At 39.0% G+C, this 14228-nt stretch carries 16 protein-coding genes; all 16 read right to left on the bottom strand.

Annotation, left to right across the window (positions count from 1 at the left end):
• On the bottom strand, positions 1-4244 hold a 4244-nt coding region (locus tag IYQ91_RS05270; RefSeq protein WP_195673273.1), incomplete at its 3' end, for a Spy0128 family protein.
• A 372-nt stretch (positions 4245-4616) separates the two neighbouring features.
• Positions 4617-5660 carry a translation elongation factor Ts gene (gene tsf / locus IYQ91_RS05265; protein WP_003026508.1) on the bottom strand — a complete coding sequence of 348 codons (1044 nt, stop codon included), beginning with the start codon at positions 5658-5660 and terminating at the stop codon, positions 4617-4619.
• Between the two features lie 82 nt (positions 5661-5742).
• Complete coding sequence (gene rpsB, locus IYQ91_RS05260; RefSeq protein WP_144208517.1) at positions 5743-6525, bottom strand: 30S ribosomal protein S2; 783 nt, start codon at positions 6523-6525, stop codon at positions 5743-5745.
• A gap of 232 nt (positions 6526-6757) precedes the next feature.
• Positions 6758-7231: a sigma-70 family RNA polymerase sigma factor gene (locus tag IYQ91_RS05255; protein WP_195673272.1), complete on the bottom strand. Its 474-nt coding sequence runs from the start codon at positions 7229-7231 to the stop codon at positions 6758-6760.
• A 426-nt stretch (positions 7232-7657) separates the two neighbouring features.
• Positions 7658-8044 carry a 50S ribosomal protein L17 gene (gene rplQ / locus IYQ91_RS05250; protein ID WP_003026513.1) on the bottom strand — a complete coding sequence of 129 codons (387 nt, stop codon included), beginning with the start codon at positions 8042-8044 and terminating at the stop codon, positions 7658-7660.
• Positions 8045-8055: 11 nt separating this feature from the next.
• On the bottom strand, positions 8056-8994 hold the full coding sequence (locus tag IYQ91_RS05245; RefSeq protein ID WP_003026514.1) for a DNA-directed RNA polymerase subunit alpha: 939 nt from the start codon (positions 8992-8994) through the stop codon (positions 8056-8058).
• Between the two features lie 44 nt (positions 8995-9038).
• Positions 9039-9422 (bottom strand): 30S ribosomal protein S11, encoded by a 384-nt coding sequence (gene rpsK / locus IYQ91_RS05240; RefSeq protein WP_001118385.1) that lies wholly within the window; start codon positions 9420-9422, stop codon positions 9039-9041.
• A gap of 19 nt (positions 9423-9441) precedes the next feature.
• Positions 9442-9807 (bottom strand): 30S ribosomal protein S13, encoded by a 366-nt coding sequence (rpsM, locus tag IYQ91_RS05235; protein ID WP_002262317.1) that lies wholly within the window; start codon positions 9805-9807, stop codon positions 9442-9444.
• Between the two features lie 15 nt (positions 9808-9822).
• On the bottom strand, positions 9823-9939 hold the full coding sequence (gene rpmJ, locus IYQ91_RS05230) for a 50S ribosomal protein L36 (RefSeq protein WP_001808836.1): 117 nt from the start codon (positions 9937-9939) through the stop codon (positions 9823-9825).
• 24 nt (positions 9940-9963) lie between these two features.
• Positions 9964-10182 (bottom strand): translation initiation factor IF-1, encoded by a 219-nt coding sequence (gene infA, locus IYQ91_RS05225; protein ID WP_001029883.1) that lies wholly within the window; start codon positions 10180-10182, stop codon positions 9964-9966.
• Between the two features lie 115 nt (positions 10183-10297).
• Positions 10298-10936 carry an adenylate kinase gene (locus tag IYQ91_RS05220; RefSeq protein WP_195673271.1) on the bottom strand — a complete coding sequence of 213 codons (639 nt, stop codon included), beginning with the start codon at positions 10934-10936 and terminating at the stop codon, positions 10298-10300.
• Positions 10937-11174: 238 nt separating this feature from the next.
• Positions 11175-12482: a preprotein translocase subunit SecY gene (secY, locus tag IYQ91_RS05215; RefSeq protein WP_003026523.1), complete on the bottom strand. Its 1308-nt coding sequence runs from the start codon at positions 12480-12482 to the stop codon at positions 11175-11177.
• 12 nt (positions 12483-12494) lie between these two features.
• Positions 12495-12935 (bottom strand): 50S ribosomal protein L15, encoded by a 441-nt coding sequence (gene rplO, locus IYQ91_RS05210; protein WP_003026525.1) that lies wholly within the window; start codon positions 12933-12935, stop codon positions 12495-12497.
• Positions 12936-13095: 160 nt separating this feature from the next.
• Positions 13096-13278: a 50S ribosomal protein L30 gene (gene rpmD, locus IYQ91_RS05205; protein ID WP_195673270.1), complete on the bottom strand. Its 183-nt coding sequence runs from the start codon at positions 13276-13278 to the stop codon at positions 13096-13098.
• 14 nt (positions 13279-13292) lie between these two features.
• Entirely contained in the window at positions 13293-13787 is a 495-nt protein-coding gene (gene rpsE / locus IYQ91_RS05200) for a 30S ribosomal protein S5 (protein ID WP_003026530.1), read from the bottom strand.
• Positions 13788-13805: 18 nt separating this feature from the next.
• Entirely contained in the window at positions 13806-14162 is a 357-nt protein-coding gene (gene rplR, locus IYQ91_RS05195) for a 50S ribosomal protein L18 (RefSeq protein ID WP_003026531.1), read from the bottom strand.
• Between the last annotated feature and the right edge of the window lie 66 nt (positions 14163-14228).

Raw genomic sequence — 14228 nt, 5'->3', positions numbered from 1 at the left:
TCTTTCGCTTCTTTCGAAACCGTTGCTTTTAATTCAGTAGCACTGATTTTTTCAACCTTGACTTCTACTTCTCGAACAGTCTTATCATAAGTTACCCCAGTTTCTGTTCCTTCAACTTCTGAGATAGTATACTTATGCGTTCCTACTTGGTTTTCATCATAAGTCAATTCGTCAAAAGCAAAGTTTCCGTCCACATCATTAGTAACAGTTTGAACGACGCTGCCATCTGTCTTTTTCAGGGCAAAGTTATATTTGCCTGCTTCCAGTGTTTTACCTTCTAGCACTTTCTTACCAGCAATTTTTACTTTGGTTGCTGGTGCTGGTGTGTATTTGTTGGTGAAGACAAGATCTTTCGCTTCTTTCGAAACCGTTGCTTTTAATTCAGTAGCACTGATTTTTTCAACCTTGACTTCTACTTCTCGAACAGTCTTATCATAAGTTACCCCAGTTTCTGTTCCTTCAACTTCTGAGATAGTATACTTATGCGTTCCTACTTGGTTTTCATCATAAGTCAATTCGTCAAAAGCAAAGTTTCCGTCCACATCATTAGTAACAGTTTGAACGACGCTGCCATCTGTCTTTTTCAGGGCAAAGTTATATTTGCCTGCTTCCAGTGTTTTACCTTCTAGCACTTTCTTACCAGCAATTTTTACTTTGGTTGCTGGTGCTGGTGTGTATTTGTTAGTGAAGACAAGATCTTTCGCTTCTTTCGAAACCGTTGCTTTTAATTCAGTAGCACTGATTTTTTCAACCTTGACTTCTACTTCTCGAACAGTCTTATCATAAGTGATTCCTGCTTCAGATCCAGCAACTTCTGAGATGGTATACTTGTGAGTTCCCACTTGGCTCTCATCATATGAGATTGGTGAGAAGGTCACTGTTCCATCTGCAGCGTTTGTCACTGTTTCGACAACAGTTCCGTCTGCTTTCTTCAAGACAAAGCTGTATTTACCTGCTTCAAGAGTTTTACCTTCAAGAACTTTTTTCGCACCAAGAGTAACGGATGTGTCACCTGCTGGGGTGTAGACATTATTGAAGGTTGTGCTATTAGCTGTACCATCACTGCTGTATTCAACAGCCGCATGCAATTTACCTTGACCATCATCGGTTACAGTTACTTTAGCTGTGACGGTCTTAACATCGTAGGTGATACCATTCTCCGTTGTGCCAGCTTTTACTTCCTTGATGGTGTAAGTGTAAGTACCTGCTTCATCAAATGTCAACTCTGAGAATTTAACTTTTCCGTCAGCACCATTCTTCGCTTTTTCAACGTTACCAACTTGGTCTGTCAATGTAAATTCGAACATGTTAGCTTCGAGATTGCGATTGCTTAGTTTCTTATCTACTTCAAGAACAGCTTTGGCCTTTTCAGCCTTATAGGTGTTTTCGAAAGTTCTGTCGTTATTGTCATAGGTAACAGTTGCTTCAAGCGCTCCCTTACCGTTGTCAACAACTTTGATCGTTACTTCGATAGTCTTGTTAGAATAAGTGATTCCTTTATCAGTTGTCCCAGCATTCTTTTCAACGATGGTGTAATGATAAGTGTCAGCTTTATTGAATTCTAAATCTTCAAACTTAATGTTTCCAGTTGCATCATTTGTTGTTGTTTGAATTGGATCTGTACCATTTTTCTCAAACAAGGCAAATTCGAATTCCCCACCTTGAAGCTGAATTGGCTTATCAGTGTTCTTGTTGATGAATGATTTCGTCGCAGCAACAGGCACTTTGACCTTGGTAGCTTTGTACGTATTTGTGAATGTTTGAATTCCGGCATCTGTAATGGTGTTGATGGCACCAGAGATTGGTGGTACAAGATTAGAACCAGGTGCTGAAGTTGAAAAATCAGCTGCTGGAAGTGCTACTTGAGAAATTTCGAATTTCTCAACCCAAGCAACCAGTTGACCTCTTCCATTATCATAGACGTGTACAATTACAGGAACTGTTCTATTATCATAGGTGATACCATTTTCAGTTTCACCTGCTTTTGCTTCCACAATGGTGTACTGATAATGTCCTTCTTTTGTAAATTTAATAGGATTGAAGACTACGCGACCAGTTCCATCAGCATTAGTACCTTTATTCTTGATTCTTTGAACTTCTTTTCCATCATTATCTTTCAAGATAAATTCAAATTCTTCGTCTTGAAGCTCTGTTGGACGACCTTCCAATTTTTTCTTAGCTTCAATTACAGCCTCAGCTGGTGAAGCGCTATAGGTATTTTTGATAGTAAGAGGGTCTATTTGGCTAGGAGTATAACCATCCACTTTAGTGATCAGTTCACCTTTGTCATCAACTTCTTTCACGCTATAGGTGTACTTCTTAGCGTTTTGATCTGTAGCCGGAAGACCTGTCCATTTAACCGTACCATCTGTTGTAGGAACTTTTTTAAGTTCAGCATTAGGTGCTGCTTCTTCAGTTCCACCTTCTAGTGTGCGGTAAAGTTTGAAGTAGGTAGTTGGGCGAACACGTTCCTGACCGCCAACCCAGACTTTCTTAGCCGTCACGTTTATCTTTGGAACTTCATAAGTATTGGTAACTTGAGTCTTGTCTGCATTGTAAGATACGACATAGTTATTCTCTCCAACTTTGACTTTCTCTCCCTCTTTCAAAGGAAGGTCAGTCTGGTCTTGAAGCTCGCGAACAGAGTAAACCAACTCTGTCTTTCCATCTACATCATACTTAGGTAGTTGTTTCTCCCATTTGTAAGTGTAGACGCCGTTCGACTCTGTTACTTTAGGAGTATAGTTCCCTGTAACACGTTGGGCCTTATCGATAGACTCCCCTTTTTTGCGAACATACAAGCCGAGTTTTACTTGTTTGTAGTCAGTTTTCTTTCCATCTACCCAAGTCTTGGTTGCCTCAAAATCAACCGTTTCACGTTTGTTGGGGATGTTGAGAGGAACACCTTGTCCACCTTTCAGCTCTACTTCAAATTCTTGACTATTTACCTGATAGCCTGATTTAGGAGTTTTTTCTTTAACAATATACTTACCATCACTGAGAGCCTTTGAAAGAGCAATTCCATCCGCATCTGTTGTAACGGTATCAACCAAATTATTAGTGGTTTTCTCACGGATTTCAAAGACAACGCCTGCCAACTTAACAGTTGCATCCGCTTCATCGAATTTAGTGATTTTAATCTTACCAGCAATATCAGCTGTGACCGATGCACCTGCAGCCTTAACCGTTTTCAGCGTTACAACACTCTCTTTACTTGTATTAATCTTATCACCCCATTTTTTCCACGTTAACTGGGGCTCATTATCAATCAAAAATTGTGCTGAATTCTTAATCTCAGAGGTATCAGCTGGTGAAGTTGTCGCATATTCAAGAAAGAAACTCTTCTTTCCCATATTAGTTGGCATCAGCAATTTAAAACTACGCTTACCATTTGTCAGTGTAAGCAAAGCCGTATTATCAGAGTCCTTTTTATATTCTTCAGGATCAGTCGTTACTTTATAGGGTTTAATTTTCCGTTTAAGATTAGCAAAATTCGTATTTGTTGTATCAAACTCCGCTTCATTTAGTGCAAAACTACCATCTATATAAGAAGCAAATGCCCCTAAACTAATATCATCGGTTATTTCAATGGTTTTATTCTTTAAATCCTGTTGAGATCGGTTAATCCTTACATAATAACCTGCTTTTGCAAGACTTCCGTGATTCCAGCCACCTTTGTAAATGACCTCTCCTTCAACAAGAGCCTGTTGCGTTTTCAAAGTCTTGAATGTAATTATTTGCGTTTTACCTCCCGGCAAAACGTAGGTAACTATCTTATCTTCTTTTGTGACTGTCTCTTTTGCACTAGCAAAGAAATCCCCACGAATATTCTGTTTATCCTTAACCTTGTCATTGAAAGTAAAGAGCAACTGGTGTTTCTTGCTATCTACCTGTACAGTCCCCATCTTTGTATTTGAATTTTTATCGATGAGATCTAGGGTCTGATCTTGTAAATCCAAATTAGTTGGAGCTTTTACTATAAAGTAATCCCCCGGCTTAATATCATTTACCTCTACATTAGGAAATGAGAAGTCGCCCGAGTACTTTAATGCAACTGTAGTATCATTTTCACTATGATAACCCGTTGACTCATCTCCAGTAGAGGCAATGGTGATTTTCAAATTCTCGAATTTAGCCTTATCGGTAACATCAGCAGCAGAAACCCGCTGGACGTTCCAAAATCCTAAAACAGTAAAAATCGTTAGTAAAGATAAAAAGAAGCCTATCCATCTCTTTGCCTTCATTACAAATTTCTCCTTCTTCTAATTTTTTTATAAGCTTAGAGCATAAATATCAATATTATACTACAATTACTATTATACCTCAAATAAATAGAAAGTCCATATATTCGTAAGTGTTTTTTTGACACAATGTAAACTTCAGTTTTCTAAAATAGGTTCCCTAATCCCAGAACTCTTAGTATTTTATTAAAACGAAAGGCTCTGGACAATGAGGAATCTATCACATATTCCAAATTTAGAAAAAGCCTCATACGAATCACCATTAAAAGCAACAAAGCTTTGGAAAGATTCATATGAGACTTCTTATAAATACCACAAAACAGGGAAAAGCAGGAATCCTATCTCATGTTATTTTATATGTTTGTTTTTTTATTCTTAGTTTTGACCAAGTGCAGCAGCCATTGTAGCAGCTACTTCTGATTCAAAATCATTGGCAGCTTTTTCAATACCGTCACCTACTTCAAAACGAGTGAAGCTTGCAATTGTCACACCTTGGCTTTCAAGAAATGCTTCAACAGTCTTGCTGTCGTCCATGATATAGACTTGCGCAAGTAATGTGTAAGCTTGGTCAACTTTGGTATTGTCCAGCATGAAGCGATCCATTTTACCAGGAATAATTTTATCCCAGATTTTTTCTGGTTTACCTTCAGCTGCAAGACCAGCTTTGATGTCTTCTTCAGCTTGTGCAATCACTTCATCCGTCAATTGAAGTTTAGAACCAAATTTATAGTGTGGAAGCGCTGGTTTACCAACCATTGCACGACTTTCGTTATCTTGATCAATTTTGTGGTTCATTTGAGCCAATTCATCATGGATAAATTCTTCGCTCAATTCTTTGTATGAAAGAACAGAAGGTTTCATAGCGGCAACATGCATTGCCACGTGTTTTGCAAGATCTTCGTCACTGCCTGAAAGAACTGTGATAACACCGATACGTCCACCATTGTGTTGGTAAGCTCCAAATACTTGATCATCTGCTTTTTCAACAACTGCAAAACGACGGAATGAGATTTTTTCTCCGATGGTAGCAGTTGCACTAACATAAGCAGCTTCAAGTGTTTCACCTGAAGGCATTGTCAAAGCAAGTGCTTCTTCATTGTTTGCTGGTTTGCCTTCTGCGATTACTTTAGCTGTTTCGTTTACCAATTCAACGAATTGAGCATTTTTTGCTACAAAGTCTGTTTCTGAGTTCACTTCAACGATAGCGGCAACATTGCCGTTTACATAGACACCCGTCAATCCTTCAGCAGCAACACGGTCTGCTTTTTTAGCAGCTTTTGCCATACCTTTTTCACGAAGCAATTCAATTGCTTTTTCGATATCGCCATCTACTTCTACAAGTGCTTTTTTAGCGTCCATGACACCAGCACCAGATTTTTCGCGCAATTCTTTTACAAGCTTAGCTGTAATTTCTGCCATTTTGATCCTCCAATTAAGATATTACGGTTTTATTTAATAAAAAGGGGAGGGCTAGGCCCCGCCCTATAGGTTCGTTACTTGATTATTCGTTTGAGCCTTCAACAACTTCAACGATTTCTTCAATAGAATCTGCTTGTGTATCAGTTGCAGCTAATTCTGCTTCTACTGATTCAACGTTATCTTCACCTTGACGGCCTTCGATAATTGCATCAGCCATTTTCGCAGTGATTAACTTAACAGCACGAATAGCATCGTCGTTAGCTGGAATGATGACATCAATGTCATCTGGATCTGTATTTGTATCCACCATCGCTACAACTGGAATACCTAATTTCTTAGCTTCTTTAACAGCGATTTGTTCTTTATGTGGATCCACAACATACATCACATCTGGAATACGTGGCATTTCTTCGATACCACCCAAGAATTTTTCAAGACGAGCGCGTTGTTTGTTAAGAAGAGCGACTTCTTTTTTAGGAAGAACATCAAAAATTCCGTCTTCTTCCATACGTTTGATTTCTTTCAAACGAGCAACACGTTTTTGAATCGTTTCCCAGTTTGTAAGTGTTCCACCCAACCAACGGTGGTTGATGTAGTATTGACCAGCACGTTCTGCTTCTTCTTTTACAGCATCAGCAGCTTGTTTTTTCGTACCAACAAACAAGATAACTGCATCGTTAGCAGCCGCATCACGCATAAAGTCGTATGCTTGATCTGCAAATTTTACAGTTTGTTGCAAGTCGATAACGTGGATACCGTTACGTTCTGTGAAGATATACTTCGCCATCTTAGGGTTCCAGCGACGAGTTTGGTGACCAAAGTGTACACCAGCCTCAAGAAGTTGTTTCATTGAAATTACTGCCATGAGTAATGTCTCCTTTTTTGTTTTTTCCTCTCCCAGATTTCAACTCGCAAAACCACCCGTAGGCAACGGCTTCACAATTCATCTGAAATGAGTATTTGCCGATTACACGACATCTACTATCATATCAAAATTTCTTCCATTTTACAAGAGGGTTTCTGCTTTTTCATGCCAAATGCACGAAGAAAATCATTCGAAATTTATAACCTTTTAAAAGGGAAAGTCCTGACTTATCTTAATCGCTATAGTCCTTTAAGTAGGCTCTTAATTCTCGAATCATGGCTTTGCGGCCTTTGAACCGTTCGTCGGCTAGTAAGCGCTCGTACTGCTCCTGTTTCTCTGGGCTCAGTTGAGCTTGATAGCTCTTTAGCTGGTCTCGGAGAATCACCAATTCATCCAGATATAGTTCTTTTAGGCTGAGCTTGTGACCAATCTCGCTCACTTCTTCATAAGCTTGACGATCAAGTTTGCGTTTTTGACTTTCCTGTTTACGGAGGATGTCTAGGATATGATTGCGGAACTTGGTCTTATAGTAAACATAGAGTTGATGATCTTCTTCTACTAGCTGCGGATAGCGACTCACCAACTGATAGAGTACCAACATCCCCTCTTGGTTCCAATCGCTTAATTCCCACAGGTGGACATAATATTCCCTCCGACACTTCAGCACAATTCCTCTCACCTTGGCATATAACTCCTTGAACTCCATTTCCTTCTCCTTCCTTTTTCTTACCTTTTAAGGATAGCAAACTTGAAGCTTTTAGGAGGGCTGGGTAGCTGTTCTACTCTTTTCGGTTTCTATTTCGCGCTTCTTAATACACCTATCTATCTCTTCAGGTACTTTTACATTCTTTTCAGCGGATAAAGTTAAAATTAACAGATGTCTGTTTGGGAGTTTTCATGATAAATTCAGTATTATAATTCTATAAATTCTGTAGTGAAGCACCGATTATGAAATTCTAAAAAACGCCTGCTTACGAAATTGTTTTTTTGTAAAAGCAATTTCGTAAACAAGCGTCTACGTTTCTTATCATAAGATGAGTGTTCCCGCTAGGAAAAATCCTAGCGGTAGACCAGAGCTAGACTAAGAGTAATATTACTCCATCATCATAACACTCAACAAAATTGATAAAAATTATACTAATTCAATGATTGCCATTGGAGCAGCATCACCACGACGTGGTTCAGTTTTAAGGATACGAGTATATCCACCGTTACGTTCTGCATAACGAGGAGCTAAATCAGAGAATAATTTTTGAAGAGCAGTAGTTGAAGTATACTTTTCTGTTTCTTCATCATAGTTTTCTGATGCAATTTCGTTACGAACAAAAGCTGCTGCTTGACGACGAGCATGCAAATCACCACGTTTACCCAAAGTAATCATTTTTTCAACTGTTTTACGGATTTCTTTAGCACGAGCTTCTGTTGTCACGATTGATTCGTTGATAATCAAGTCAGTGGTCAAGTCGCGAAGCATTGCTTTACGTTGTGAGCTAGTGCGTCCTAGTTTACGGTAAGCCATGTTTTCCTCCTTTATTTATCGTTTTTTAATCCAAGACCAAGATCAGCAAGTTTTACTTTCACTTCTTCAAGACTCTTACGTCCTAGATTTCTTACTTTCATCATTTCAGGTTCGGTTTTTTCTGTCAAATCAAATACAGTATTGATACCAGCACGTTTCAAACAGTTGTACGAACGAACTGACAAATCTAATTCTTCAATTGTACGATCCAACACACGATCATCTGAAACTTTTTCTGTTTCTTTCATCACATCAGTAGATTTTGCTACTTCAGTTAAGTTAGTAAACAGGTCTAAATGTTCCGTTAAAATGCGCGCAGAAAGCCCTAGGGCATCTTCTGGAATAATCGTCCCATCTGTCATGATTTCAAGAGTTAATTTATCAAAACCATCATTGCTACCAACGCGAGCTGGTTCAACTTGATAATTAACTTTTTTCACCGGCGTATAGATTGAATCTACCGCAAGCGTCCCTACTGGTGCATCATCTTTTTTGTTTTCATCAGCCGGTACATAACCACGACCTGTATTTACGGTCATAATAGCTTTTAAGCTAGCACCTTCACCAATTGTAAAGAGATAATGATCAGGATTTACAATTTCAATATCACTATCCGTCAAAATATCACCGGCAGTGATTTCTGCAGGACCTTCAACATCCAGTTCAATTGTCTTTTCGTCTTCGACGTAAGATTTTACAGCAATCCCTTTGACGTTCAGAATGATTTGCATGACGTCTTCACGGACACCTGGAACTGTATCAAACTCGTGTAGAACACCTTCGATATTGATAGATGTCACAGCAGCACCTGGTAGAGATGCAAGAAGTACACGGCGAAGTGAGTTCCCAAGCGTTGTACCATAACCACGTTCTAGTGGTTCTACTACAAATATGCCATAGTCTTTATTTTCATCAATTTTTGTTATATTTGGTTTTTCAAACTCAATCATTTAGTTACTCCCTCTTAAACGAAAAGCAGTGTAATGGTTTATGATTATACACGGCGACGTTTTGGAGGACGAGCACCATTGTGTGGCACAGGAGTCACATCACGAATAGCTGTTACTTCAAGACCAGCGGCAGCAAGAGCACGAATAGCTGACTCACGACCAGAACCTGGACCTTTAACAGTAACTTCAACTGATTTAAGACCGTGTTCTTGTGCAGACTTTGCAGCAGCTTCAGATGCCATTTGGGCAGCAAATGGTGTAGATTTACGAGAACCTTTAAATCCAAGAGCTCCGGCAGATGACCAAGCAATTGCGTTACCATGCACATCAGTAATCATAACAATAGTGTTGTTAAATGTAGCGTGAATATGAGCAATACCAGATTCGATATTTTTCTTCACACGACGTTTACGTGTTGGTTTAGCCAAGACTTTTTACCTCCTTATATTATTTTTTCTTACCAGCAATCGCAACTGCTTTACCTTTACGAGTGCGAGCGTTGTTCTTAGTGTTTTGTCCACGTACAGGAAGTCCACGACGATGACGGATTCCACGATATGAACCAATTTCCATCAAACGTTTGATGTTTAAGTTTACTTCACGACGAAGGTCACCTTCAACTTTGATAGCATCCACTTCACGACGGATAGCGTCTTCTTGATCAGATGTTAAATCTTTCACACGAATATCCTCTGAAACTCCAGCAGCTGCTAAAATTTTCTTAGATGTTGGAAGACCAATACCGTATACATAAGTCAGTGAAACAACTACACGTTTGTCATTTGGAATATCAACTCCAGCAATACGAGCCATTTTTTCTCCTTTCTATTATCCTTGACGTTGTTTGTGTTTTGGATTTGCTGGGCAAATCACCATAACACGACCATTACGACGAATAACTTTGCAGTATTCGCAAATTGGTTTGACCGATGGTCTTACTTTCATTTCTTATCCCTCCAAGTATTTCGATTATTTAAAGCGGTAAGTGATCCGTCCACGTGTCAAATCATAAGGACTCATCTCGACAGTAACACGGTCTCCCGCTAAAATACGAATATAGTTTTTACGAATTTTACCAGAAACTGTTGCTAAAATCTGATGTCCATTTTCAAGTTCAACCGTAAACATTGCATTCGGCATTGTATCAACTACTTTGCCTTCAACTTCAATCACATCGTCTTTTGCCACGCAAAAGCACCCCCTAAATTTCGATTCATTCCTCTGAGCACAGAGGTAACAATTATAAGTCAGACTAATTCATTGTATCACTACTTGTCAAATATTGCAAGTGTAAAAAACGCTTTTATTTTAACTTCAACAAGATTTTTTCAATATCTTTAAATACATCATCAATCTCTTGATTTCCTTGAATATCATAAACCAAGCTTTGAGAACGATAGTGCTCAATAATTGGTGCTCCTTGAGCAATATTGACATCCAAACGACGTTTCACAGTTTCTGGCTTGTCATCCTCACGTTGATAATAATCCTCTTCATTATAATCTGCTGGTGGATTGAAGACTTTATGGAAGGTTTCTCCCGTTTTTTTGTGAATAATCCGTCCGCTCAAGCGCTCTAGCAAGCTGTTAGGATCCACTTCGATATTAACAACCCCGTCTAAAGTAAGCCCAAGTTCAGCAAGTATCTGATCCAGTGCATGAGCTTGATCAATGGTGCGTGGGTAGCCATCTAATAAAAAGCCTTTTTCTTTAATATCATCTTGTGCTAAACGTTCTTTGACAATTCCATTAGTCACTTCATCTGGCACTAATTCACCTTTGTCAATATATGATTTTGCAAGTACCCCCATTTCAGTTTGGTTTGCCATAGCTGCACGGAACATATCCCCTGTTGAGATATGCGCAACACCAAATTCCTCAACGATTTTGGCTGCTTGAGTACCCTTGCCTGCACCTGGCAAGCCCATAATCAAAAGATTCATGATCCTTCTCCTTTTTTGTTTTTAAATAAATCTATTACAAATTCTTAATAAACTTGTTTAAAAACAAAATAGAAAGAGTGGGACAGACTTCAGAAAATCTATGATTTTCGATTTGCTCTCCCACCCCGCAACATAATTCAGGATGAAAACAAAAACTCATTTTCATCATCAACCACTGCGTTCGTACTTTAACGCAAATTGCTTTTGAAAGTATAGAATATCTTTCTTTACTCTGTTTCTATTCTGTTGTATTCATAAAGCCAGTATATTTTCTCTTCAGAAGGTAACCTTCAAGCTGTTTCATTCCTTCAATACCAGTTGCAATAATAATCAGCAAACTAGTACCACCCAAAGCAACAGCATCTGTCAATCCAAACAAATCTTTTGCTAAAATCGGTAAAATCGAAATAAAGCCTAAGAAAAGTGAACCAACTGTTGCCAAGCGACGAAGCAGCTTGGACATGTATTCTTCTGTACCTTTACCCGGACGGACACCATGAATATAGGCACCGCTCTTTTGCAAATTTTCCGCAGTTTTCTCTGGATTGATTTGTACAAATGTATAGAAAAATGTAAACAAAATAATCAAGAGTGCGTACATCACAATTCCGCTTGCGGTTGTTGTTGCAAACAAGGACTGGGCCACTCGAACCCACTGTGCATTATGACCTGTAGCTGTCAAGAATTGGAAAATAGCTGCGGGTGCGGCAGTAATTGAACTTGCAAAGATAACAGGAATAACACCTGCTGGGTTGACTTTCAAAGGAAGGTAAGAGCTAGAAGGTGCCCCTTGAGCTATCTTGGTATACTGGATTGGAATTTTATATTCTGCTTGTTGAACGAAGGTTGTAAAGTAAACAATGAGTAAAACAGCTATAATCAAAATAGTCACAAAAATGATAGATGAAGTAATACGGCTGCTTGGTACATTGACAAAGTAGTCTACATATATACTCTTAATCATTCCTGGAATTGCTGCTACGATACCTGCAAAGATAATCATAGAAACACCATTACCATAGCCTTTATCTGTGATTTGTTCCCCTAACCAAGTCACAATCATAGAACCTGTTGTCAAAAGGAAACCAATCAGCAAATAAGTTTGCCAGTTAGGCGTTGCCACCAACTTAGCACTAGACAAGGTATGGAAACCTGCTGTAATACCGATAGATTGAACAAAAGCCAAGACTAAGGCAATATAGCGCGTTGCTTGATTTAACTTTCTTCGTCCAACTTCACCTTGCTTGCCCCATTCTACAAACTTAGGTAAAATATCCATTTGTAGCAATTGAACAACAATAGAGGCGGTAATATACGGACTAACTCCCAATGCAAATACTGAGAAATTTCGCAAAGCATTACCTGACACAAGGCTGAGCATGTTTAGAAATGAAAGCCCGTTAAGAGCTTCCAAGCTTTTTGCATTAACACCTGGAACAGTAATCGTCGTACCAATTCGAAATACTAATACAATAAAAATTGTAAAGAGAATTTTTGAACGAACCTGTTTGATTTTTAATGCATCTTTTAATAGTTTAAAAAACATAGGTCACCTCGCTTAGATGACTTCCACTGAACCACCTTTAGCAGTGATAGCTTCTTCGGCTGATTTAGAGAATTTAGCTGCTTTCACAGTCAATTTCTTTGTCAATTCGCCGTTACCAAGAATCTTAACACCAGATTTTTCAGCTTTTACAATCCCTGCTTCGATAAGGACAACTGGAGTTACTTCTGCCCCGTCTTCAAAAACATTCAATTGATCAAGATTTACAATTGCATATTCTTTACGATTGATGTTCAAGAAACCACGTTTTGGCATGCGACGGAACAATGGTGTTTGTCCACCTTCAAAACCAAGACGAACTTTACCACCACTACGAGCTTTTTGACCTTTTTGACCACGTCCAGCTGTTTTACCATTACCAGATGAAGTACCACGACCAACACGGTTACGGACTTTACGAGAACCTGTAGCAGGTTGTAATTCATGAAGTTTCATTATATTTTTTCTCCTCTTTTGTAAAATGCTAGCGCTTATACTGAGAAAAAGGTGTCCTCAGGATAAACTCGCCTATACATATATTTAGTTTAAGGGGCTGAGAAAATCCTCTCATCCCCTAGTTTATTTCAATTTAAAGTTTTGTTAGCAAAATGATTACTTACTTAACTTCTTCAACAGTTACCAAGTGTGATACTGCTGTAATCATACCACGAACAGCAGCATTATCTTTTTTGATAACTGAGCTATTTAATTTGCCAAGTCCAAGTGCTACAACAGTTTTACGTTGTGACGGAATGCGTCCGATTGGAGACTTTGTCAAAGTAATTTTAATTTGAGCCATGTGAATCTCCTTTCTTATGCTAAGTCAGAAACTGAAATACCACGAAGGGCAGCAACTTCTTCAGCGCGTTTTAATTGTTTCAAACCTTCAATAGTTGCACGAACGATGTTGATTGGAGTGTTAGAACCAAGTGATTTAGATGTTACATCTGCTACACCTGCCAATTCAATGACGGCACGAACAGCACCACCAGCAGCTACTCCAGCACCTTCTACAGCTGGTTTCAACAAGACACGAGCTCCACCAAATTCAGATGTTACTTCGTGAGGAATTGTTGTGCCAACCATTGGTACCTCAATTAGGTTTTTCTTTGCATCTTCAACGGCTTTGCGAATTGCTTCTGGTACTTCTTGAGCTTTACCAGTACCAAAGCCAACACGACCATTACGGTCACCAACAACTACAAGAGCTGCAAAACGAAGACGACGTCCACCTTTAACAACTTTTGTAACACGGTTAATCGCAACTACGCGTTCTTCAAGTTCAACTGCATTGTCTTTAAATGCCATTTTTTAGTGTCCTCCCTATTAGAATTTCAATCCGTTTTCACGAGCTGCATCAGCCAAAGCTTTTACACGTCCGTGATATAGATATCCACCGCGGTCAAACACCACTTCAGTAATACCTTTAGCAACTGCACGTTCAGCAACAAGTTTGCCGACAACAACGGCTTGTTCAGTTTTTGTTCCTTTTGAAACTTCTTTGTCAAGAGTTGAAGCGCTTGCGAGCGTTACACCCGCTACGTCATCAATTACTTGAGCGTAGATGCCTGTATTAGAACGGAATACGTTCAAACGTGGGCGATCAGCAGTTCCAGAGAGTTTTCCGCGAACGCGACGGTGGCGTTTTTGGCGGACTTTATTTTTATCTGGTTTCGAAATCACAATTTTCACCTCTTAATTTTATTGCGTGCCTAAGCACAAAGTTGGAAATAAATATTTTGGTTAAAA

Origin of the sequence: Streptococcus sp. HF-2466 (assembly GCF_015594645.1) — a bacterium.
Classification (GTDB): domain Bacteria; phylum Bacillota; class Bacilli; order Lactobacillales; family Streptococcaceae; genus Streptococcus; species Streptococcus anginosus.
Note: the sequence above shows the minus strand (reverse complement) of the source record. Positions and strands in the feature narration are given on the sequence as shown.

Bases quoted from the DNA above. Each gene is read 5' to 3' on its own strand.
- tsf (WP_003026508.1), bottom strand. From the start codon at position 5,660: ATGGCAGAAATTACAGCTAAGCTTGTAAAAGAATTGCGCGAAAAATCT.
- rpsB (WP_144208517.1), bottom strand. From the start codon at position 6,525: ATGGCAGTAATTTCAATGAAACAACTTCTTGAGGCTGGTGTACACTTT.
- IYQ91_RS05255 (WP_195673272.1), bottom strand. From the start codon at position 7,231: ATGGAGTTCAAGGAGTTATATGCCAAGGTGAGAGGAATTGTGCTGAAG.
- rplQ (WP_003026513.1), bottom strand. From the start codon at position 8,044: ATGGCTTACCGTAAACTAGGACGCACTAGCTCACAACGTAAAGCAATG.
- IYQ91_RS05245 (WP_003026514.1), bottom strand. From the start codon at position 8,994: ATGATTGAGTTTGAAAAACCAAATATAACAAAAATTGATGAAAATAAA.
- rpsM (WP_002262317.1), bottom strand. From the start codon at position 9,807: ATGGCTCGTATTGCTGGAGTTGATATTCCAAATGACAAACGTGTAGTT.
- rpmJ (WP_001808836.1), bottom strand. From the start codon at position 9,939: ATGAAAGTAAGACCATCGGTCAAACCAATTTGCGAATACTGCAAAGTT.
- IYQ91_RS05220 (WP_195673271.1), bottom strand. From the start codon at position 10,936: ATGAATCTTTTGATTATGGGCTTGCCAGGTGCAGGCAAGGGTACTCAA.
- secY (WP_003026523.1), bottom strand. From the start codon at position 12,482: ATGTTTTTTAAACTATTAAAAGATGCATTAAAAATCAAACAGGTTCGT.
- rplO (WP_003026525.1), bottom strand. From the start codon at position 12,935: ATGAAACTTCATGAATTACAACCTGCTACAGGTTCTCGTAAAGTCCGT.
- rpmD (WP_195673270.1), bottom strand. From the start codon at position 13,278: ATGGCTCAAATTAAAATTACTTTGACAAAGTCTCCAATCGGACGCATT.
- rpsE (WP_003026530.1), bottom strand. From the start codon at position 13,787: ATGGCATTTAAAGACAATGCAGTTGAACTTGAAGAACGCGTAGTTGCG.